Source organism: Mesorhizobium sp. WSM4307 (assembly GCF_007003945.1).
In the GTDB taxonomy this organism is placed as follows: Bacteria; Pseudomonadota; Alphaproteobacteria; order Rhizobiales; family Rhizobiaceae; genus Mesorhizobium.
In genome coordinates this window covers 77,925-97,124 of sequence record NZ_VFTB01000010.1, presented here as the reverse complement: position 1 = coordinate 97,124, position 19,200 = coordinate 77,925, and the positions used below count along the sequence as shown (strand labels likewise).

At 59.2% G+C, this 19,200-nt stretch carries 25 protein-coding genes and 2 tRNA genes; 17 read left to right on the top strand and 10 right to left on the bottom strand.

The window, feature by feature from the left end:
• Positions 1-57 precede the first annotated feature (57 nt).
• The gene (locus tag FJV83_RS24255; RefSeq protein WP_246691912.1) at positions 58-411 is read left to right on the top strand and encodes a hypothetical protein; all 354 of its coding nucleotides are present in this window, start codon (positions 58-60) and stop codon (positions 409-411) included.
• Between the two features lie 29 nt (positions 412-440).
• Here FJV83_RS24255 and FJV83_RS24250 read toward each other — a convergent pair whose 3' ends face one another.
• Positions 441-677 carry a hypothetical protein gene (locus FJV83_RS24250; protein WP_095772144.1) on the bottom strand — a complete coding sequence of 79 codons (237 nt, stop codon included), beginning with the start codon at positions 675-677 and terminating at the stop codon, positions 441-443.
• Positions 678-907: 230 nt separating this feature from the next.
• Between FJV83_RS24250 and FJV83_RS24245 the strand changes: the two genes are divergently transcribed.
• Positions 908-1,123: a hypothetical protein gene (locus FJV83_RS24245; RefSeq protein WP_142885704.1), complete on the top strand. Its 216-nt coding sequence runs from the start codon at positions 908-910 to the stop codon at positions 1,121-1,123.
• 31 nt (positions 1,124-1,154) lie between these two features.
• Here the strand turns inward: FJV83_RS24245 and FJV83_RS24240 are convergent, their stop codons facing one another.
• The 4 genes from FJV83_RS24240 to FJV83_RS24225 form a co-directional block, all read right to left on the bottom strand.
• Entirely contained in the window at positions 1,155-1,526 is a 372-nt protein-coding gene (locus tag FJV83_RS24240; protein ID WP_095772143.1) for a hypothetical protein, read from the bottom strand.
• Positions 1,527-1,784: 258 nt separating this feature from the next.
• A complete protein-coding gene (locus tag FJV83_RS24235) occupies positions 1,785-2,660 on the bottom strand; it encodes a glutathione S-transferase family protein (protein WP_142885705.1) in 876 nt (291 codons plus the stop codon).
• A 29-nt stretch (positions 2,661-2,689) separates the two neighbouring features.
• Complete coding sequence (locus FJV83_RS24230) at positions 2,690-3,271, bottom strand: VOC family protein (protein WP_095772141.1); 582 nt, start codon at positions 3,269-3,271, stop codon at positions 2,690-2,692.
• A 402-nt stretch (positions 3,272-3,673) separates the two neighbouring features.
• Positions 3,674-4,063, bottom strand: a complete 390-nt coding sequence (locus tag FJV83_RS24225; protein WP_210202252.1) for a hypothetical protein — start codon at positions 4,061-4,063, stop codon at positions 3,674-3,676.
• Between the two features lie 648 nt (positions 4,064-4,711).
• Between FJV83_RS24225 and FJV83_RS24215 the strand changes: the two genes are divergently transcribed.
• Positions 4,712-5,116 carry a hypothetical protein gene (locus FJV83_RS24215; RefSeq protein ID WP_142885706.1) on the top strand — a complete coding sequence of 135 codons (405 nt, stop codon included), beginning with the start codon at positions 4,712-4,714 and terminating at the stop codon, positions 5,114-5,116.
• 6 nt (positions 5,117-5,122) lie between these two features.
• Here the strand turns inward: FJV83_RS24215 and FJV83_RS36515 are convergent.
• A tRNA-OTHER gene (locus FJV83_RS36515) sits at positions 5,123-5,194 on the bottom strand.
• Between the two features lie 142 nt (positions 5,195-5,336).
• Here FJV83_RS36515 and FJV83_RS24210 point away from each other — a divergent pair.
• The 10 genes from FJV83_RS24210 (at position 5,337) to FJV83_RS24165 (ending at position 13,613) form a co-directional block, all read left to right on the top strand.
• Entirely contained in the window at positions 5,337-6,596 is a 1,260-nt protein-coding gene (locus FJV83_RS24210) for a site-specific integrase (protein WP_142885707.1), read from the top strand.
• On the top strand, positions 6,577-6,993 hold the full coding sequence (locus FJV83_RS24205; RefSeq protein WP_142885708.1) for a hypothetical protein: 417 nt from the start codon (positions 6,577-6,579) through the stop codon (positions 6,991-6,993). Before FJV83_RS24210 ends, FJV83_RS24205 begins: the two co-directional genes overlap by 20 nt.
• 83 nt (positions 6,994-7,076) lie before the next feature.
• Complete coding sequence (locus tag FJV83_RS24200; protein WP_142885709.1) at positions 7,077-7,274, top strand: hypothetical protein; 198 nt, start codon at positions 7,077-7,079, stop codon at positions 7,272-7,274.
• Positions 7,275-7,509: 235 nt separating this feature from the next.
• Positions 7,510-9,069, top strand: coding sequence for a hypothetical protein (locus FJV83_RS24195; RefSeq protein ID WP_142885710.1), 1,560 nt, complete (start codon positions 7,510-7,512; stop codon positions 9,067-9,069).
• A gap of 665 nt (positions 9,070-9,734) precedes the next feature.
• Complete coding sequence (locus tag FJV83_RS24190; protein WP_246691911.1) at positions 9,735-10,127, top strand: hypothetical protein; 393 nt, start codon at positions 9,735-9,737, stop codon at positions 10,125-10,127.
• Complete coding sequence (locus FJV83_RS24185) at positions 10,124-11,536, top strand: hypothetical protein (RefSeq protein WP_142885712.1); 1,413 nt, start codon at positions 10,124-10,126, stop codon at positions 11,534-11,536. The genes FJV83_RS24190 and FJV83_RS24185 overlap by 4 nt, the downstream gene beginning before the upstream one ends.
• 8 nt (positions 11,537-11,544) lie before the next feature.
• Complete coding sequence (locus FJV83_RS24180; RefSeq protein ID WP_142885713.1) at positions 11,545-11,949, top strand: hypothetical protein; 405 nt, start codon at positions 11,545-11,547, stop codon at positions 11,947-11,949.
• Positions 11,949-12,320 (top strand): hypothetical protein, encoded by a 372-nt coding sequence (locus FJV83_RS24175; protein WP_142885714.1) that lies wholly within the window; start codon positions 11,949-11,951, stop codon positions 12,318-12,320. Before FJV83_RS24180 ends, FJV83_RS24175 begins: the two co-directional genes overlap by 1 nt.
• 16 nt (positions 12,321-12,336) lie before the next feature.
• A complete protein-coding gene (locus tag FJV83_RS24170) occupies positions 12,337-13,056 on the top strand; it encodes a hypothetical protein (RefSeq protein ID WP_142885715.1) in 720 nt (239 codons plus the stop codon).
• Positions 13,057-13,058: 2 nt separating this feature from the next.
• Positions 13,059-13,613, top strand: a complete 555-nt coding sequence (locus tag FJV83_RS24165) for a hypothetical protein (RefSeq protein ID WP_142885716.1) — start codon at positions 13,059-13,061, stop codon at positions 13,611-13,613.
• Between the two features lie 8 nt (positions 13,614-13,621).
• Here FJV83_RS24165 and FJV83_RS24160 read toward each other — a convergent pair whose 3' ends face one another.
• Complete coding sequence (locus FJV83_RS24160; RefSeq protein WP_142885717.1) at positions 13,622-14,395, bottom strand: hypothetical protein; 774 nt, start codon at positions 14,393-14,395, stop codon at positions 13,622-13,624.
• A 209-nt stretch (positions 14,396-14,604) separates the two neighbouring features.
• Between FJV83_RS24160 and FJV83_RS24155 the strand changes: the two genes are divergently transcribed.
• Complete coding sequence (locus tag FJV83_RS24155) at positions 14,605-14,793, top strand: hypothetical protein (RefSeq protein WP_142885718.1); 189 nt, start codon at positions 14,605-14,607, stop codon at positions 14,791-14,793.
• A gap of 74 nt (positions 14,794-14,867) precedes the next feature.
• Here the strand turns inward: FJV83_RS24155 and FJV83_RS24150 are convergent.
• The 3 genes from FJV83_RS24150 to FJV83_RS24140 all read right to left on the bottom strand — a co-directional run bounded on the left by FJV83_RS24150 (position 14,868) and on the right by FJV83_RS24140 (position 15,856).
• Positions 14,868-14,942, bottom strand: a tRNA-Glu gene (locus FJV83_RS24150).
• A 91-nt stretch (positions 14,943-15,033) separates the two neighbouring features.
• Positions 15,034-15,441, bottom strand: coding sequence for a VOC family protein (locus FJV83_RS24145; protein ID WP_095772139.1), 408 nt, complete (start codon positions 15,439-15,441; stop codon positions 15,034-15,036).
• Between the two features lie 31 nt (positions 15,442-15,472).
• Complete coding sequence (locus FJV83_RS24140) at positions 15,473-15,856, bottom strand: fimbrial protein (RefSeq protein WP_095772138.1); 384 nt, start codon at positions 15,854-15,856, stop codon at positions 15,473-15,475.
• Positions 15,857-15,881: 25 nt separating this feature from the next.
• On the opposite strand from FJV83_RS24140, the gene FJV83_RS24135 reads away from it, so the two are divergent.
• The 3 genes from FJV83_RS24135 to FJV83_RS24125 all read left to right on the top strand — a co-directional run bounded on the left by FJV83_RS24135 (position 15,882) and on the right by FJV83_RS24125 (position 19,180).
• On the top strand, positions 15,882-16,937 hold the full coding sequence (locus tag FJV83_RS24135) for an RluA family pseudouridine synthase (RefSeq protein ID WP_142885719.1): 1,056 nt from the start codon (positions 15,882-15,884) through the stop codon (positions 16,935-16,937).
• Positions 16,938-17,149: 212 nt separating this feature from the next.
• On the top strand, positions 17,150-18,061 hold the full coding sequence (gene rpoH, locus FJV83_RS24130) for an RNA polymerase sigma factor RpoH (RefSeq protein ID WP_095772137.1): 912 nt from the start codon (positions 17,150-17,152) through the stop codon (positions 18,059-18,061).
• A gap of 183 nt (positions 18,062-18,244) precedes the next feature.
• Positions 18,245-19,180 carry a class I SAM-dependent methyltransferase gene (locus FJV83_RS24125; protein ID WP_185973361.1) on the top strand — a complete coding sequence of 312 codons (936 nt, stop codon included), beginning with the start codon at positions 18,245-18,247 and terminating at the stop codon, positions 19,178-19,180.
• The last annotated feature ends 20 nt before the right edge of the window (positions 19,181-19,200 follow it).

Below are 19,200 nucleotides of genomic sequence, written 5' to 3'. Positions count from 1 at the left end.
CCGTCCGGTTGTCGGGCGGCCCGAGGCCGCGTTATAAGCCGCGCAGGGGTGTTGCTAATGTATCGACGGATAGGGCCTTTCTTGCTGGGCGTGGCGCTGCTTTTCGGCAGTGGCTGTGCGCGCAGCTATGACGGCACGGTCATCATCCCGCGGCCGCTCGACGCCAGGCGCTTCTGGGACCGGCCGCCACCCAATGTCGACTACACGCCGCCGGCCGACAACGGCGCCTTTCCGGTGCCGCCACAGCCGCCCGGACAATTTGCCGAACGCAAGGTTTCGAAACCTGCCGGGCACAGACGGCATCAGACGCGATATTCACCGCCGCCTCCCCCGCCGTCGAGCCCGGAAAAACAACTGGCATGCAGGAACGTGAGCGCACCAGGCGAGCGCGTTCGCATGGTTTGCGAATAGGCGCAATTCGGGGAGAGTTCCCCGCAGCCTTACAGCGATGCCGCGCCCTTCTTCGGTTGCTTCGCGCCAAGCTTGTCGAGCGCAAGGCGAACCTGGCGCAAATCGTCCTGCCAGCCGTCATCATCACCCATGGAACTCTCCGACGCGGCCCGTTGCAGGCCGCGCGCCTCGGATTCGATCTTACGCAGTTCGGCGACCTTCTCGTCATGGGTCAGGGAGCCGTCTTCGACGATCTCCAGAACCCGCATTTCCCTGAACGTGGCCATGGTTTTTCTCCCGACTGATGTCGATCACAACGCCGTGAGCGCCCCTCCGTTCCAGACGGGCCCCATAGCCGGCTTCATCATGACGGCGCGCTGCAGCGCCTATCCCGGGCCGGCGACTATCGGAATTGCCGGGCCGTGGGCTGCCCGAGCGAACGATCAATCCGATGTTACCGAAGCTTGACGCTGAACCTTTGCCTGACTGCCGCGTTCAAGGCATAGGGAGAACGCAGATGTCGATCCACTTCACGGTATCGGAACTGACAAGAGACCTTCTTCATTCTCTCGGGCTGGACCACGAGCGCGCGCCACGACCGCTCAATCCCGAGGAAAACCTGTTGCTTGAGTGCTATCTGGCCGGGCACATCCCGGAATCGGCCTGGAGCGACTATGTCTTCGAGACCCCGGATCTGGCGCGGCACGCCAAGGCACGGCGCCGGAGCCACTGAGCAATTGGCTCCGAAGCGGCCGCGCCAGCCGCTATTTCTTTGGGGAAACCAGTTGCAACGTGAAGACGTTGCCACCAATGCCTTGCGCCAAAGCCGGTGAAAAACTCAGAGGCGTGCAATTCTTGACGGCGGCGATGGCCGCGTCGATGAACGCTTTTCGCGCCTTGTCATCGCCGGTCACCTTGGCGGCGGTCGGCCGCGGCGGACCGATCAGCGAGCCGTCGCGCTTGAAGCTGAAACTCAGGGTTACTGTGGAATTACCCGCGTCCGCCGGCGGCGTCCAGCATGCCTGGATCGCGTCCCCGACATCATCCATTGTGTTGAGCACTGCTGCTTGTGCAGGCAGGAGCGTCCCAGCCAGCATTCCACCGGCGATCGTCAGCATTGCCGCCACGCATTTCATCGCAAGCCCTCATCTTATTCCAAGCCGGATCCGCTCAACGGGATGTTAGAGGCAACGTCGGCGATGACAATATCCCGACGCGAAAAGTTGACGTTCCGGCGCGGCCCTATCATCGCCGCGCGAGGTCCCGGCATGGGGTCCGAAAAAGCAAAAAAGGCCGGCACGGAGCCGACCTTTCCTTCCACCGATAATGCGCCAGTACATCCGTGGTCGCGCGGTGAATTCCCGCCAGTAGACAGGGCTTTGGTTAACGAATCCTTAAGCTGAAGCCTTCGCCTGCGACCGCACATAGGCGATATAGCCGCGCACGTCGCCGGCCGGCTCGGCATAGGCCTTGCCGAGCTTCTTCTCGATGGCCGCCATGTACTCCTGCGCCCATTTGGGCAGCGGGTAGTCGATGACCGCCAGGAATTCGAGAGTCGCCGCCAGCCTTATGTCGGCGATCGACGGGTTCGTACCGCCGATGAACGGCTTGCCGTCCCTGAAGAAGCTGTGGAAGACCTCCAGCGGCTCAGCGATCGCCGCCATCGCGGCCTTCTGCGCTTCCGACTTCTTGTCGGGATGGGCATCGCTGTGGCCGACCTCGCCGGCATATTGCGGGAAACCCAGCGCCGGATAGGTGGCGCGCGCCACATAGGGGTAGAGCGTGCCGATCAGATAGAACATGGCGCTGTCGATCATCGCCCGTCTGGCCGGCGCCTTGGGATAGAATTTCTCCAGCCCGTGCTTGTTGGCGAGATACTGCATGATGGCGCAGCTTTCCCAGAGCACGCCCCTGGGCAACCCCTTGTCCTCGATCATCGGCGTCAGATGCGCCGGATTGCGCGCCAGATATTCAGGCGAACGCGTGTGGCCCCAGGCGTCGGTCTCGGCGGCGTCGAAGCCGGCCGCGCGAGCAAACACCCGCACCGTCATGTTGTTGACGCTCGGCTTCAGCATGCTGAGCTTCAACGCCGGCTTTTTCGCCGACTTGGCCTTGGCGGTCTTGGCCGCCGACTTTTGCGTCGCCGGTTTTGCCGCGGCTTTCGCGGCCACCTTCGGCGCAGCCTTTGCGGCTGCCTTCACCGCCGGCTTCGCCTTTGCCTTTGCCTTGGCAGCCGATTTCCCAGCACTTTTGGTCACTGTCTTTGCCATTTTTTGTCCTCCCTTTGTTTCGTTGGCCGTCAGTATGGATTCTTCGGCGCCCGGTCATCCGACAAGGTCGCGCGGGAGCTCTCGACAAGCGCCTGGATCGCGTCCGCAAGATGCACCTCGGCGATATTGTAGTCGCCGCGCCCGACACGCAGCCTGTGCGCCTGCATCAGCACATCGGCATGAGTGAAACCCGCCGGCGGTTCGAAGCGGTAGGACGCGAGTTCGATCAAAAGGCCAAGCGGATCCTCGAAATAGATCGAATCCATGAAGCCGCGATCCTTGACGCCGCTGTGCTTGATGCCGCGCTCGTCGAGCCGGGCGACCGCCTGCAGGAAGGTGACCCGCGACACCGCGAACGCGATGTGGTGGACGCAGCCCGGATCGGTCGGCGTGCGCCGCTTCAGCGGCACGCGGCTTTCATCGGTGAAGATGGTGATCAGCCGGCCGTCGCCCGGATCGAAATAGAGATGGCTCTCGCTGGCCTTGTCGAGGTTGGGCTGCTCGAAGACGAAAGGCATGCCGAGCACGCCTTCCCAGAAATCGATCGAGGTCTGGCGCCCGGCGCCGACAAGGGTGATGTGGTGGACGCCTTGTGCTTGCAGTTTCTGCATAGGCCTTCTCCCCGCGGCATCGATTGGTCGTCAGGATCTGCCTGGCACCAGGCGTTCTGCGCGCCGCCTGAGCCGTGCCCTCGAAATCCATGACGTGATGCTAATGCAATCGGCCCCGCCGCGCCAGAAGCCGCAGGTCCCATCGTTGCAGGACGGCGATATCGCCTTGAAATTTGGATAAGGCTGTTTCCTTCATCTATTCGGCCGATGCGGCATCTCATCTTGAGGACTACATTGAAAAATGATCCTACGGATCTATGAGTAGTCCGAAGCCAGTCCCCTTTTGCGGCTACTCCAAGGGCCCCGCTTGACTCCCGGTCGGCGGGGCTTTTCCGTGCATTCGCCTGCACGACCTTGCGGCGCAAAAGCCGATGGTCGAGCAGCCCGGAATGAGCCCCCCGATCAAGGATTGAAGACGTGCGAAGCGGTCAGCCCGGCAAGCAGCACGCCCGCAAGGAGAGCGATGATCGAGGCGAGGAACCAGCGCAGCGTGACCTGATAGACCGGCTCGTCGTCGTCGCGCGGGAGCAGCGAACGCCACAATGCGACGAGTTGGAGGACGATGGCCAGGGCGAGCAGGAGCGTCGCCAGGATCGAGGCCGTCGTCCATCCGCCATCAGCTTCGAAATTCCAATAGCGCAGGAAAAGAAGCGAAAACCCGAGCAATACGGTGATGGCGGAGATCACACCCTGTCGGTAGCCGACCGGCAAGGGAACTCTGCGCGCCTCGGTCGCCTGGAAACCCGGCTCGTTGGTCTCATCGGGATCCTGACGCTTGGGTGTGTCGATCATGGAGGCAACATCTATTTTGACAGGCCCTTGGAAGTCGGCGCAGGTCTTGTTCGATCGATACGACCGGGGAAGCGCTGCGGGCTGTCATCATCATCCCTGTGCCTTCCTCGCGCAAGGTGAGCGACGTGATGGAGGCGATTCACCTGGAACCTACTGAACATAAGGAAAGGAACGATTCGACCGGCGTTCGCGTTATTTACGATCGAACCGATGGAGGTAACCGTGAGGAAGCTGATACTCGTATCCGTGCTCGCGTTTGCTACCACAGCAGCCGTCGCTTCTCCGACCCAGGCGCAGTTCCTCTTCTCGCCCTTTGGCGGCTATTATGGTGGTTTCGGAGGGTTCCCTTTCCCCTATCGCTATAGCGGTCCGTACTACGATGACCCGTACTACGAGCCATATCGCCCATACTACCGATACCACCACAGGTACTACCACCGCTACTACTACCCGCAACGGTACTATTACCACCATAGACACTACTATCACCATAGGCACTATTACCACCACCACCACAGGTACTATTAGAGGTAGTCCATTGGGCATATGCCCGCTTCACCGTCGGCCGGCTTAAGCGCCAGGTTAGGCGCGTGGCCGACTTGTGTTTCCAGTATCAGCCGCGAGAAGGTCGGACCTCACCTCACGGGCATGAGCTATGTCTTTGCGGGGATCGCCCTCATCAGCTTGCCGGCTGCCATCCAGGTCGGAGTAGCGACGCTGATCGCCTGGATCGCGCAGACATTTTTGCAGCTGGTGCTGCTGTCGGTAATCATGGTTGGCCAAAAGGCTTCGGTCGCCGCCTCAGACAAGCAGGCGCCGCAGACCTACAAGGATGCCGAAGCGCTCTTGAAAATCCAGGATGAGGTGCACCGGCTCGTCGAGGTCAACAACAGCCTGACCGAGGAAATCCATCGCGCCGTTACGGCGAAGGGGACGCCGGCCGCTAGCCGCCACCCGCAGTTCCCACCTGGGCAACCCCCTGAGCGGTATCGACCAGACAGCATATTTGACCGTTACTTGACGGTCTTGATCCACATTCAGCTAAATCATTGAGTCTCTTGGTACGCCCAAGGGGAATCGAACCCCTGTTCCCGCCGTGAGAGAGCCGTGTTCGGAGCCGATTTTGGGCGCCCGTGCACGACGCTGGAAAAGTTAACCATCTGATTCTATTGAAAATATTTATTTTGCCGTCCATATGGGCTTAGTGTGGCTGACTGTCGTATAGCTCCGCATATTACACAGAAGTTACACAAGAGACCAAACGGAGGCATCAATGGCAAAGGCAGTTCGCGACTCAAAACTGGACAGCAGAGCGGCGCGCGAGAAGCTAGTTCCGAGGGGCGACCCCTACTACCGCAACGTCGATAAGGGGCTCCACGTTGGCTATCGCAAAGGCACACGCGGCGCCGTATGGGTGATGCGCACCTACGACGGAAAGAAATACGTGGTCGAGTCGATCGGCCAACCTGACGATCTGCTTGAGGCAGACGGGGTGAACGTACTCAACTGGTGGGAGGCGGTTGAGAAGGCTCGTCGCATCATCGCGCAGAAGGGGAGCGCAGAGCCGAAGCCTGCTTACACTGTGGGCGCTGCGCTGGATGACTATCTCGCGCACGCCAAGCAGAGGCAGAAGTCCTACAGGGACACCGAGCTAACGGTTGAGAAGCTCATCCGACCAGTCTTTGGTGAAATTGAAATCGCCAAACTGACGAAGCGCGATATCAGCAACTGGCACAACAAGCTCGCTTCGACGCCCCGCCGACTCCGCACCAAAAAGGGCGAGGAGCAAAAGTTCGCCCAAGGCGAGATGGACGACTCGACTAAGCGCCAGCGCAAGAGTACCGCGAACAGAGTGCTCACCGTGCTAAAAGCCGCTCTCAACCTCGCGTTCCACGATGAACATGTGGTCGACGACAAAGCCTGGCGTCGAGTTGAGGCATTTGAGGATGTCGACAGCGCTCGCCAACGCTTCCTGTCCATCGGCGAAGCGCAGCGCTTGATCAACGCCAGCGCGGCCGACTTGCGCAAGCTCGTCCAAGCTGCATTGCAGACAGGGTGCCGGTATGGGGAGCTGTGCCGCCTGCATGTCCACGACTTCAATGCCGCAGCTGAAACGCTGGCGATCCATGTGAGCAAGACCCGGAAGCCGCGACACATCAATTTAACCGACGAAGGGGTAGAGTTCTTCAAGTCCATCACGGCGGGCAGGGAAGGCTCGGAACTGATGCTAACCAAGGCGGACGGAACGGCGTGGCGCGAGTCGCACCAGTCACGTCCTATGGCCGAAGCATGCAAGCAGGGGAAGATCACTCCTCGTGTGAAGTTCCACGAGCTGCGCCACACGTGGGCAAGCTTGTCGGTTATGAACGGAATGCCGCTCATGGTCGTGGCGAACAATCTTGGGCACGTCGACACGCGCATGGTCGAGAAGCACTATGGCCACCTAGCACCCTCGTACGTGAAAGAGGCAATCAAGGCCGGCGCCCCGCGCTTCGGTTTGGTGGAGAAGTCGAATGTCGAAGCGATCGCTTAGCGAGGAGCTACTGCAGCTCGTTCAGGATGACGGCATTCGGTTTTGGCTCGGGCGTGACAGCGCCGAGGTGAAGCGGCGTTTCAAAGCGAAGGATGAGTTACTGGACAAAGGGCTCCACTACCAGTTTCTCAGCAAAGGCAAGGCATTCGTCTTCCCACCAAAGCCACCCCCTGGACGACCGAAAAAGAAGAACCCGCTTCTTATCTCCACAATGGAGAGACGGAAGCGTGAGGCAATGAGACATTATTTCGACTCGCGTCGCTGGTTGAAAGATAACGGACATTGGAAGCACGGTATCAAAGCCGCGCTCATCATTTTCATCGCCGATAAGCACGGCATTGCGAAGGACTACGTGCGAAGTGAAGTCGAACGTGGCCCTGGAAAAGTCCGCAAATAATTCGACGAAAACGCTGAGATTCATTGCTGTAGTTTCAAGGTCCAACAGCGTGCACAGTCATGCGTGTCCACTGAGGAAACGCTATGACAAACCACTTCAAACGCGGTTCAATTGACGACTTCTGCGCCCGGCGCGGGTTCTGTCGTTCGACCTTTTACAATCACCTCGCCACCATGCCAACGATCACCAAAGTCGGTCGACGCGTGATCATTCTCGAAGAGGATGAGGCCGCATGGGTTGAGAAGCGGCGCGAAGCCGAACCGGCTCTGGAAGCAGCATAGACATCAGACTGCCACGGCGCGCGTGAGCGAGGGGTTTTGGTGCTGTTCCCCTTGCAAGGTCAGCGACGTGGCGCAGGCGCCCGCTCTCGGGTTTGTCCTGGCCCTTGGAGAGCGGGCGCCGCTCAAAAAAACCGCCGCGAACTGGTTCGAACGCGGCGGGCTAAGCTAAGGAGCTTGCGGGGTCCTTGTTGGGACAATAGCCGCGAAAAATAACCATAACAAGGACTTGCGGCACATGGGCCAATATAGCGACGACACCATTCTGCGCTTGTCGAAGCGTTTCGAAGGCTATGACAAAGCCTTCGGGCGCTACGAGATCAATCGCGTCAACGACAAGGGCAAAAATGAGGGCAAGGCTGTCACGTACAGCGCGCCGCCAACGGTTGACCTTTGGAAAACCCATGTCGAGGGCAGTGGGGCAGGTCTTGGTATCATCCCACTCCGCTCAGACAACAAGCTTCTGTTTGGCTGCATCGACATCGATGTGATCAATATTGACCACAAGCAGCTTGAGACGAAGTGCAAGGGGCTGAAACTACCTCTCGTCATCTGCCGCTCGAAGTCTGGGGGCGCGCATTGTTTCCTGTTTCTGAAGGAGCCAATTGATGCCACCATCGTTGTCAGCGCCCTCTCTGTGTGGTCGGCAGCCCTTGGATACGGCGGGTGCGAGATCTTCCCAAAGCAGACCACGCGCTATGACACGGGCGACGGTACGCAGAAAGACATCGGCAACTGGCTCAACATGCCATACTTCTACGCCGACAAGACCAACCGCTACGCCATCAGGGAGGGCGAGACTCTTTCGCTACCCGAGTTCCTCGACCACGCGTCGGATATGAGCGTCAACGAAGCGGAACTCACAGCGATTGAAGTATTGCCTCCCGACACGCCCGGAGGCTTACTTGCTGACGCGCCCCCTTGCCTCCAGCTCATTCACTCCAGCGGCGGCTTCCCTGACGGCACACGGAACGACGGCATGTACAATGTCGGCGTCTACCTCAAGAAGCGCTTCCCCGACGACTGGAAGGACAAGCTTACCGTCTACAATGCAGAAATGTGTGACCCGCCGCTCACGTTGGATGAAGTCAACGTCATAGCGAAGAGCGTCGGGAACAAGGATTATTTCTACCGATGCCGAAAGCCACCGATCGCTGCGCATTGCAACCGCGCCGTATGCGTGACGCGTGCATGCGGGATTGGCGACAACGGGCCTGCGTTCGGGCATCTGACCAAGTACGTGAGTGATCCCGTCCTGTGGTTTCTAGGGGTCGATGACAAGCGCATAATGCTTGAGACACGGGAACTGACCAACCAGCGCATGTTTCAGGAGAAAGTCAGCGCGGTGATTAACCGCTACCCTCGCACCATGAAGCAGCCCGATTGGGAACAGTGGCTCGACGAGAGCATGCGCAACTGCACCGAAGTGGCTGTGCCCGAAGACGCTTCGGTATTCGGCCAGTTCAAAAGCGTTGTCCACATGTACTGCCGGGGGCAAGCGCGTACGACGACAAAGGCCCAACTCGCCGAGAGCAATTCACCCTTCTTGGATGAAAACGGCGATGTTTGGTTTAAGGCGATTGGACTGCAGAAGTTTCTGAACAACCAAGGCTTCAAGTTCAAGTCGATGGTTCATGTTTACGACATGCTCCGCGACATGGGTTGCAGGCACGATACTGTGAGGGTGAAGCCCGGCCCCAAGGGGACAGTCAATGTATGGGTGATCAAAGCGGAAGCGATGCCCCCTGAGTCCGAGGACGAACCAAATCCGAAGTTCGGAGTGACAGAGGAGTTCTAGTGGTTGTGACGGTTGTCGCGGTTGCGGTGTTAATGCGCACGTATAGCAAAAAATAATTTTTATTTTTGCAGCGTGTTTTTGCGATAGCAGGATAGCCGATACCGTCTAAGCTTTTGTGTTTCCAGTGCTTTCAGTGGTTATAGCAGTTGGCTATCCAGGGCCTTGTATCCATAGCTGCCATAACCTGAACCCATATCCAGCGTGTGCAGGGAATTGTTTCTGAAGATGCTTCCCCTGTGTGCGCATTATGGGAGCGGCGCTGCGCAGCGACGTATCCCTCTGGAATGCCGGTGGCTTGCCGCCTAGGCGGGCGCTACACCGTGGAACAGCACATTGCCCGAGTACTGCACTGGAGGCCAGCGAAACGCGCTGTAGGGCGGCTGCAAATTCGAAGACGAAAGATGCTCGATGAATCGGCACTTTTTCTTGCGGATCAGTTTCACCCCTTGGCGCTATGCGCTGCTCCCCTCGACATCAGCCCCGAAAGGCCAGCTTACCGCTATAGCAAAGCCGTAACTTGGACGCTGCTGGACGCCAATATACCAATAAAAACAATGCTTTAGTCCGCGCGTTGGGCTATGCTTTGCGCGACTTGTCAAACGTTTGTGCGATATGGCGTCCCAAACATCGGCAAAACAAGCAGGCAGATAGCTAAGCGATAGGACATGAATAGGAACGGGAAAGCTATCAGGAAGCCGATGGCGCGTGCTGCCACGACGAATGGTGCGGTCATCCTGCCCAACACTGACGGACGCACCGTCTGGGTGCGTCGCCTCGCAGACTTGATGGCACTCATCACCCTCGACTTGGGCGGCGAGGACGCGATAAGCGAGATGGAGCGTGGTCTTGTCCGCCGCATCGCCACCCAGCAGGTAGCTATCGAGAAGCTTGAAGCAGCGTTCGCACAGGACGGCGCGGCGGACGACAAGGCCCTTGATCTGCACCAGCGCCTGTCCAACACGCTGCGACGCAATCAGGAGGCGCTGGGACTGAAGCGCCGGTCGAAGGACATCACCCCGACACTCGACGCCTATCTCGCTCGACAGGGGCAGGCATGAACATCCTGCAAGCGTGCGACGACCCCAACCTGTTCGCCCCATGGTTCAGGAGGCGCGAGTCGTACGCGGCATGGTTCGTCTTCCTCGCCGCGCTCTTCGCCCTGCCTCTGGACGCGTCGCAACTCGCTCTCTACCGCGAGCACACAGGCAGGAGCGAGCCGCCCTCCCAAGCGTCGGATGAGGCATGGCTCATCGTCGGGCGGCGCGGCGGCAAGTCGTTCATGATGGCGCTTATCGCCGTCTACTTGGCGTGCTTCAAATCCTATCGCGAGTACCTGGCCCCCGGCGAACGAGCGACAGTGCTCGTCATTGCCGCCGACAGGAAGCAGGCGCGCATCATCGTCCGCTACGTGCGTGCGATGCTTGAATCCATCCCCCTGCTAGCCAAGCTCTTGGTCACTGCGAACGCCGAAAGCTTCGACTTGTCCAACAGCGTTTCCATTGAGATCGGCACCGCCAGCTTTAGAAGCACAAGGGGGTACACGTTCTGCGCCGTGCTGGGTGACGAACTTGCGTTTTGGCGGACGGGTGATGATTCCGCCAATCCTGACTTTGAAATCCTTGCCGCTGTGCGCCCCGGACTGGCGACGATACCCGGCAGCATGTTGATCTGTGCCAGTTCACCCTATGCGCGCCGTGGTGCCCTGTTTGACGCGTGGAAACGCTTCTGGAGCAAAGACGGCGCTCCCCTTGTCTGGAAAGCACCAACGCGGGCGATGAATCCGACGCTGCCGCAGCGTGTCGTCGATGAGGCGATGGAGCGCGACGCCGCCAGTGCTAAAGCTGAATATCTGGCGGAATGGCGCGAGGACATCGAGGCCTTCGTCAGCCTTGACGTTGTGGAGCGGTGCATACGGACCGACGCGCAAGTGCGAAAGCCTGAAAGCGCGCTGCTGGGAAGCTATGTCGCGTTTGTCGATCCAAGCGGCGGCAGTTCTGACGCCATGACGCTGGGTATCGCCCATCTGGATTCCGACATGGCAATCCTTGACGCACTGCTTGAGGAGAAACCGCCATTCTCGCCCGAAAGTGTGGTGAAGAAGTTTGCCGACTTCCTCAAGACGTATGACATCAGCAGTGTTGAGGGTGACCGATACGCTGGCGAATGGCCCCGTGAAGCGTTCCGCAAGCAGGGCATCGAGTACCGGCTGGCGGATAAAACGCGCTCCGAACTGTATCTCGATCTGCTCCCTGTCCTGAACAACGAAACCGTCGATCTTCTGGATAACCCGAAGCTTGTGAATCAGCTGGTGGGTCTTGAGCGACGCGTGGCGCGAGGGGGGCGCGAAAGCATCGACCATCCGCCGGGGGGACACGACGACATCGCCAATGCGGCGGCGGGCGTCATCAACATGGTTGCGCGTCCCAGCCGCAGCACCATCACCCGCACTCTAGCGATTCCGATGTGAGGGCAACTATGCGCATTGGTGACTACGTGAAATCAAATTCAGGCAAGACGTGGGTCGTCGCCTTTGTCATTCCTGAGGGCATGTTCCCCTGTCTGGGCGACGGCAGGCATGTGTTCCTAATCCGTGACGAGAAGAACGCTGATGGGGACATCGATCTCGTTGCGACGATGCAGGACGAGGATGACATCTACATGGGTTGGCGCACCGGACCGGCCTTCGAGAAAGGGCAGCGGTTCATAGTCGAGGGCGAGCGGGTCGAGGTGCACAGCGCCACTCCCCTGTTCGTCTTCTTCCGTTTGGCAGACCAGTCGTTCACTGCCCTGTGGCGCTGGCAAGCGTCGCTCCTCGTGCAGCGCAAAAAGACGATGAGCTTTGAGACGGCAGACATGACAACGCTTGAGGGGGCAATCTGATGGTAGCTGTTGGCGATGTCGTCCTGTTGAGTACCGGACTGAGATATTGCGTCCTTGAATTTCTAGGAAACGCCCGAGGCGGCAGGGATGCAAGGCTGATCCGCAAAAACGCGGATGGAACATACTCAAGCTTTCAGAAAAATGCCGAAATGCTGATCCCGGCAGAGACCCCGGTCTTCAACCCGGGTGACGCAGTGACCATCGACGGCTTGAAGGGAACGTACATGTCCCGCGAAGCTGACGGCGATGTCGTTCGCATCATGCTGGAGCCACGCCGACGCCAACTATCCGGCGGCGGCTTCGTCCAAATCGAAGCCGGGATTGCTCGCGCAAGCTACGCCCTACTCGTCCTCCAAAACCGCAAAGTCTAATCTGAAGGAGAAGAACATGGCACTGAACGTCCCAATTGACCTTGATGAGCGCATGATCGACCAGTTTGCTGAGACTGACCCGCTGACTGGCAAGCCTGTCGCCGACCCTGTGGTTTCCGGGTTGTCGGACGCCGTGCGCCTCGCCCGTGAACAGGCAAAAAGCCTGGCTGCTCTTGAAGCGGCTGCGCTCGCCGACAAGACGACGGCATTTGAAGCCAGCATTCTGCGCGTGGCGAGTGCCGCTGAGAAGTCAGGCGGACGCGTCGCAACGCAACTGGACGCGGCGCGGACGAAGGCAATGACTGAGATCGCCAACATCGAGCGGCGCACCGGCTCCCCGCCGCCACCGAAGGACAGCATTGCACTGGGTATCGAGGCTGAAATCAGGGCTCGCCTCGCAAGCATGACGCCCAAGGACAGGGACGCAGCTATCTCGAAGGCAAAGGCCGAAGGCAACGAAGTGATCATTGCTGCCGTGCTGCGTGGGCCAGCTATGCTCGTCGGGCTGAGTGAGGCTGAGCAAAATCTGATGAGGCACGCCTATCGTGAGCGCTTTCACAAGGCCGATTACGCCCGCCTTACCCGCTTGAACAAGGCGCTGGAAGCCACGGACAGGTCGGGGCGCCTCTTCGTCAAGATTGTGCGCACCGCCATCGACTCGCCAGCTGCAATACTGGCCGCCACCAACCGGGCGCGGCTTGAGGAATTAGCCGCCGCCCATGCAAGGGAGGCATGAATATGGACAAACGTGCGCTGCATCTTGAAGATGGGACGTTCGCCTTCCCGCTCTACGTCAAGAGCATTGTGGACGTGCCGGAAACCCACCGCGATTGGTACAACCCCCAGGCCGATGGGGACTACAAGCTGAAAGACCCTTACTGGACCGAACTGCGCCTGCCGTTCGAACGCGAAATCGAGCGGCTTGAAAAAGCGCAAGCCGACCTAGCCGCAAAGCATGAAGCTGACATGGCGCAGGAGAAGCAAGCGAGGAAGCAGGAGCGGATCAATGCCACTCTGCTAAGCACCTGCGAGGCTGCTGGGATCCCCTCTGGGTTGATCGAGGGCGCTATCGCTATGTTGTCGAAGCAAGCGACGTTCGATGTTGATGATTCATATGCGTTTGGCAGTGCTCCTGTCATCGCCAATAGCGGCGGTACGCTGAATTCGATTGAGACGCTGGTGGAGAACTTCCTCGACAGCGATAGTGGCGCAGCGTTCCGTGGAAAGCGCCGTGCCGCTCCGTCTGATGGCTATTTCAGTTCGCTTCTGGCGGATTTGAAGGCGCGTCGCTAGACGCCAGTTCACGGGATTTTTGCAGGGACAAGGCCAGAAAGCCAAGTTACGTCTACCGCATTATAAAGTGACGCAATTGCAAGAATTCCGAGAAAGACGGGCAATACTCCGTCAATCGCATAGAGTCTGAACATGTACAACATGTGGACAGAGTAAAGCCACGGCATCATCCTAATTCTGTGTATACGAGCGCGAAAACCAAATCTAAGTATTGTGTCAAAGCAAAATTCTTCCATCTTGGAAAACTTATCCGGATCCTCGGTCTTTGTGATCCATGCCCCTGACGTTGCATTCGGGGCAGTATATAGAAGCTGGATGATGTCACCGCTATAAGGGCCCGTAGCGAATGCTGCTGACTTGTCCAACTTTCGAGGCCACATAGCATCTGCCTTGGACAAAACAGAACTGAAAATCTCACTAAGAACGACTCGATATCCTGCACCTAGCGTCGCATTAATGATGTTAGCCAAGCGCCCAATCTCTGCGCTCCGGAAACGAGCGACCTTTTCGGCATATAGTTTGTCCGTCACCGCGAGGTGATTTGGAACCTCAAAATCCTTCAGGTCTATGATATAGTACAATAGAAAAACGATGATGAAATACACCGTGCTTATCATCAGAAGAAACGAAAAAACACCTGGTGAAAAATGCATGGACAACCCAGCCACCGGAATGGTGTCTACAACTATACTGAAGGCCCTTGACGTAATCGCGATGGTAGAAACTGCCAGTAGATTGCGACGCTCAACTCGAGTTGTGTTGGAGAGCGGATCGATTGCCATCTGCGCGCCTTCTGCGAATCATCCACTTTAAATGAAAGAGAATAGTACAACGGGAAGGTGCCCTCACATAGGGTGACTTAGCGCGTCGCCCCAAGTGTGCGGGCGCGCATGCTTGTCGCCCTAAAGGCGGCGGCTTTGGCCGCGCTTCCCCACGTAATGGCCGATTAACTGCCCGGCGGTAGGGTGCTTAAAACGGAGCGCGCTATGCCATGGCCAAAATGAGCGATGATCAGCGGACGGAAAAAGTGATCAAGAAGCTCCAAGCGGCCGTCGCTGAGCTTAAGACCGTCCAGAGCCTATTTCATTCGCAAAGGCGGGAATTGAGGCAAGCTGTCCTTGAGATAGAGGATCAACTAAAAAGCATCCACGGCCTGTGGGACGAGGATGACAATCACTAAGCACTGTCCACGCACGTATATTAGACAAAAGTTCCACAAAATCGGGTTAGACAGCGCTAAGTGCTTGATTTTGTTGGTACGCCCAAGGGGAATCGAACCCCTGTTCCCGCCGTGAGAGGGCGGTGTCCTGACCGCTAGACGATGGGCGCGTTCAAGAACCGGCGATATAGGCTGATGGCTGGGAAAAAGCAACTGGGGTTTGGCCAGCTTTACCACATCCAAGAAAAGCTGGCCGCAAGCCTAGCGTTTCGGCTCGATCAGGTCCCAGAGATTGCCGTGCAGATCGGCGAAAACCGCGACCGTGCCATAGGGTTCGAAACGCGGCGCCTCGCGGAATTCGACACCCTTTTCCAGCATCGCCGCATGGTCGCGCGCAAAGTCGTCGGTTTCGAGGAACAGGAAGACCCGGCCGCCTGTCTGGTTGCCAATGCTTTGCCTTTGCGCCTCATCCGCGGCCTCGGCCAGCAGCAGCCGGGCGCCCTGCCCGTTGGCCGGCGCTACCGTAACCCAGCGCTTGCCGCCGCCGAGATCGACATCCTCGAGGAGCAGGAAACCCAGCCGCCCGACATACCAGGCGATCGCCTCGTCATAATTGGCGACGATCAGCGCCACGGTCGCGACGCGACGATGTCCGGCGGAGCCTGTCATGCCAGAGGTCCATTCATTGGTTGCGGCCGGCCTATTTGTTGCGAATTGCGAACTGCCCGATCAGGCGGCGCTCGGCGATATCATAGACGAAGATCGCACGGCCGCCGTCGGCAAGCTCGGCGTCGATCGAGACGCGATTGCCGGACAGCGACTGGCTGACCACTTTCGCCCCGACCGGCAGCACGATGTCGCCGCTGAGCGGTTCGCCGGCCGGTACCTGGATGTCACCGGCCAGCGGCGGGTTTGCCGGCGGTGCCTTGCGGGCTTTGTAGACAATCGCCGCGATCACCACCATAAGAGCCAGCAACAGCAGGCCGAGATTGATGGCCATGAAGCGGACGAGTTTGCCACGCATCTTTTCGACCTCGGGGTCGAGCGGCTTTTCCTGATCTTCGTCGGCATCGGGCCGGGCCATGGCAAATATTCCGGAACGGTTTTCGATGAGCGCTCATAACGAACAGGCCCCCGAATTGATAGAGGATCGATTCATCGCGGCCGAGCCGACGGTGCTGGTGGTGGGCGCGGATGCGGCCGGCCAGCGCCTCGACCAGTGGCTGGCGGCCAGCCTCGGCCCTGACATGTCGCGCAGCCGCGTGCAGATGCTGATCAGGCAAGGCGCCGTCAGCGTCGACGGCGAGCCGGCCGACGAGACCAAGCGCAGGATGATCGCGGGCGAACGCGTGTCGGTCGCCATGCCGGAACCGGAGCCGGCCGCGCCGCAGGGCGAGGCCATCGCGCTCGACGTGCTTTATGAGGACGACGCGCTGATCGTCATCAACAAGCCGGCGGGACTGGTCGTGCATCCCGGCGCCGGCAACTGGACCGGCACGCTGGTCAACGCGTTGATCCATCATTGCGGTGACAGCCTGTCGGGCATTGGCGGGGTGCGCCGGCCGGGAATCGTCCACCGCCTCGACAAGGAGACCAGCGGCGTCATGGTGGTGGCCAAGACCGACCGCGCCCATAAGGCGCTGTCGGAAGCCTTCGCCGATCACGGCCGGACCGGCGATCTCGAACGCGCCTATCTGGCGTTGGTCTGGGGCATACCGCAGCGGCCGACCGGAACGGTCGATGCGCCGCTTGGCCGCGCCGCCGACCGGGTGCGCCGCGCCGTGGTGCCGGAAGGCCGCGACGATGCCCGCCACGCCGTCACCCACTTTGCCGTTCAGGAGCGTTTCGGCGAAAGACAGCAGGAATTCGCCACCGCCAGCCTGGTCGAATGCCGGCTGGAAACCGGCCGGACCCACCAGATCCGTGTCCATATGGCCCATATCGGCCACCCGGTCATCGGCGACCCCGACTACGGCCAGGCCTTCCGCACCAAGGCCAACCGGCTGCCGGAACCCCTGAAAAGTCAGGTCAGGGCATTTTCCCGGCAGGCTTTGCATGCCTGGCTCCTTGCATTTCGCCATCCCGATACCCATCTGACGATGAGGTTCGAGGCGCCGATACCGAGGGACATGGAGGAACTCGTCGGCGGCTTTCGCCATCTCTGACCCGCCATCAACAAGCTCGAAATCGACCATCAAAAAACTTGACTGGCATTGTTCACTTCAGCGTGACACACTGTTTCGTGTTGAACAAATGCCTGTCGTTTCTGGTTTTGTTCCTGTATAAGACCTTTATGTCGCGAGCGAGCCTTTTGGTGTTCGCGTCACATGCCCGCCGCGTTTCGGGGGCATCACTCCAATAGAGAGGGGGCGCTATCATGGCCCAGTCACTACCTAGCATTGTTTCCGGCGAAGGCGGCCTCAGCCGCTACCTGGAAGAAATCCGCCGCTTTCCCATGCTTCAGCCGCAGGAAGAGTACATGCTCGCCAAGCGTTATGCCGAGCATGAAGACACGTCCGCCGCGCACAAGCTCGTCACCAGCCATTTGCGGCTCGTCGCCAAGATCGCCATGGGCTATCGCGGCTACGGCCTGCCGATCGGCGAGGTGATCTCGGAAGGCAATGTCGGCCTGATGCAGGCCGTCAAGAAATTCGAACCCGAGCGCGGTTTCCGCCTGGCGACCTACGCCATGTGGTGGATCAAGGCCTCGATCCAGGAGTACATCCTGCGCTCGTGGAGCCTGGTCAAGATGGGCACGACCGCCAACCAGAAGCGTCTGTTCTTCAACCTGCGCAAGGTGAAGGGCAAGATCCAGGCGCTGGATGACGGCGACCTCAAGCCCGACCAGATCACCGAGATCGCGACGCGGCTGAACGTTACCGAGGCAGAGGTGGTGTCGATGAACCGCCGCCTGTCGGGCGACGCTTCGCTCAACGCGCCGATCCGGGCGACGGAAGGCGAATCCGGCGAATGGCAGGACTGGCTGGTCGATGACCACGAAAGCCAGGAAGAGATGCTGATCGAGCAGGACGAGCTGGAAAACCGGCGCGGCATGCTGTCAGGCGCTCTTGCCGTGCTCAACGAGCGCGAGCGGCGCATCTTCGAGGCCCGTCGCCTCGCCGAGGAGCCGCTGACGCTGGAAGAGCTGTCGGCCGAGTTCGACATCAGCCGCGAGCGCGTGCGTCAGATCGAGGTGCGCGCCTTCGAGAAGGTGCAGGATGCGGTCAAGGCCGCCGCCAAGCGCCAGACCCAGGCGCTGCGCACCATCGAGGCACAGCCGGCGGCTTAAAGTCGGCTACGGCAATAAACACAAAGGCGGCGCCGGGAGACTGGCGCCGCCTTTTGTCGATCTGCCGGGCTCGAAGCCCTGCGAGTTGCAGGCTCGCGCTTCTGACCTTGGGGGGGCATAATATAACGGGCTTCCTTGTGTCAGGGAGTGCTCCTATAAGCACCATCATAGATGGAGCTGATCATGCGTTTTGCTATCGATTCGGTTAGGCAACTTCTCGGATCATTGGTGGTCGTCATTGGCTGGTCTGAAACAGGAAGGCCGGTCCTTTTAGTCAATGGCACCGAGCACCAAGGCGCGTCGGTTCCCATGCCCCGCCCGGACGTCGTCGATGTGTTTGGTGAATCCGCCCGGGAATGGAGCTGGATGGCCACTTTTCATGTGCCGGAATCCATTGACCTTGCAGATGGCACTGCCGTCGCAATTAGGGACGGCGAGCAACTCCATATCGTCGAACTCACGACGCTCCCGGTCGAGCAGCAAATGCAGCCGTCATCCATCTTTGCTGATTTCATGCAGATCATTCAGGACACCCAGGAAGGTCGAGCAATTCTGGAAATCGGAAGCCGCGCCCGAAGTGGAATATCGCGGCGCGATATGTTCGAGCCCAAACTGAAATATGTTGGGCTGGATATCATGGCTGGCCCGAACGTCGATGTTGTCGGCGATGCTCATAGTATGCCGGTCGAATTGAACAATCGATTCGATTTTGCGTTTTCTGCCTCGACCTTCGAACATTTGCTAATGCCTTGGAAGGCGGCACTGGAACTGAACCGGGCGCTCAAGCCAGGTGGCATCGCCTATATCCAAAGCCACCAGACGTGGCCCGTTCACGAGGAGCCTTGGGACTTCTTCCGGTTCTCCAAGTATGCTTGGACCGGACTGTTTAACGTCCACACCGGATTCGAAATGGTTCGCGCCGATCATTGGCACAACGCCTCTGTAATTCCCCGCCTTCCTATCGGCGCACCGCTCAAGGGGTTGGGAGATCAGCCGGCCTTTATGTTGAGCGCGTGCATTGTTCGTAAGATTGGCGATCCCTTGGTCATCTGGGCAGGTAATCCCGCTGAAATTACCGACCTGAACTACGACCACGCGCTACCAGTCGCCGCAGCGTAAGCGCCAGTACCGTCACGCAG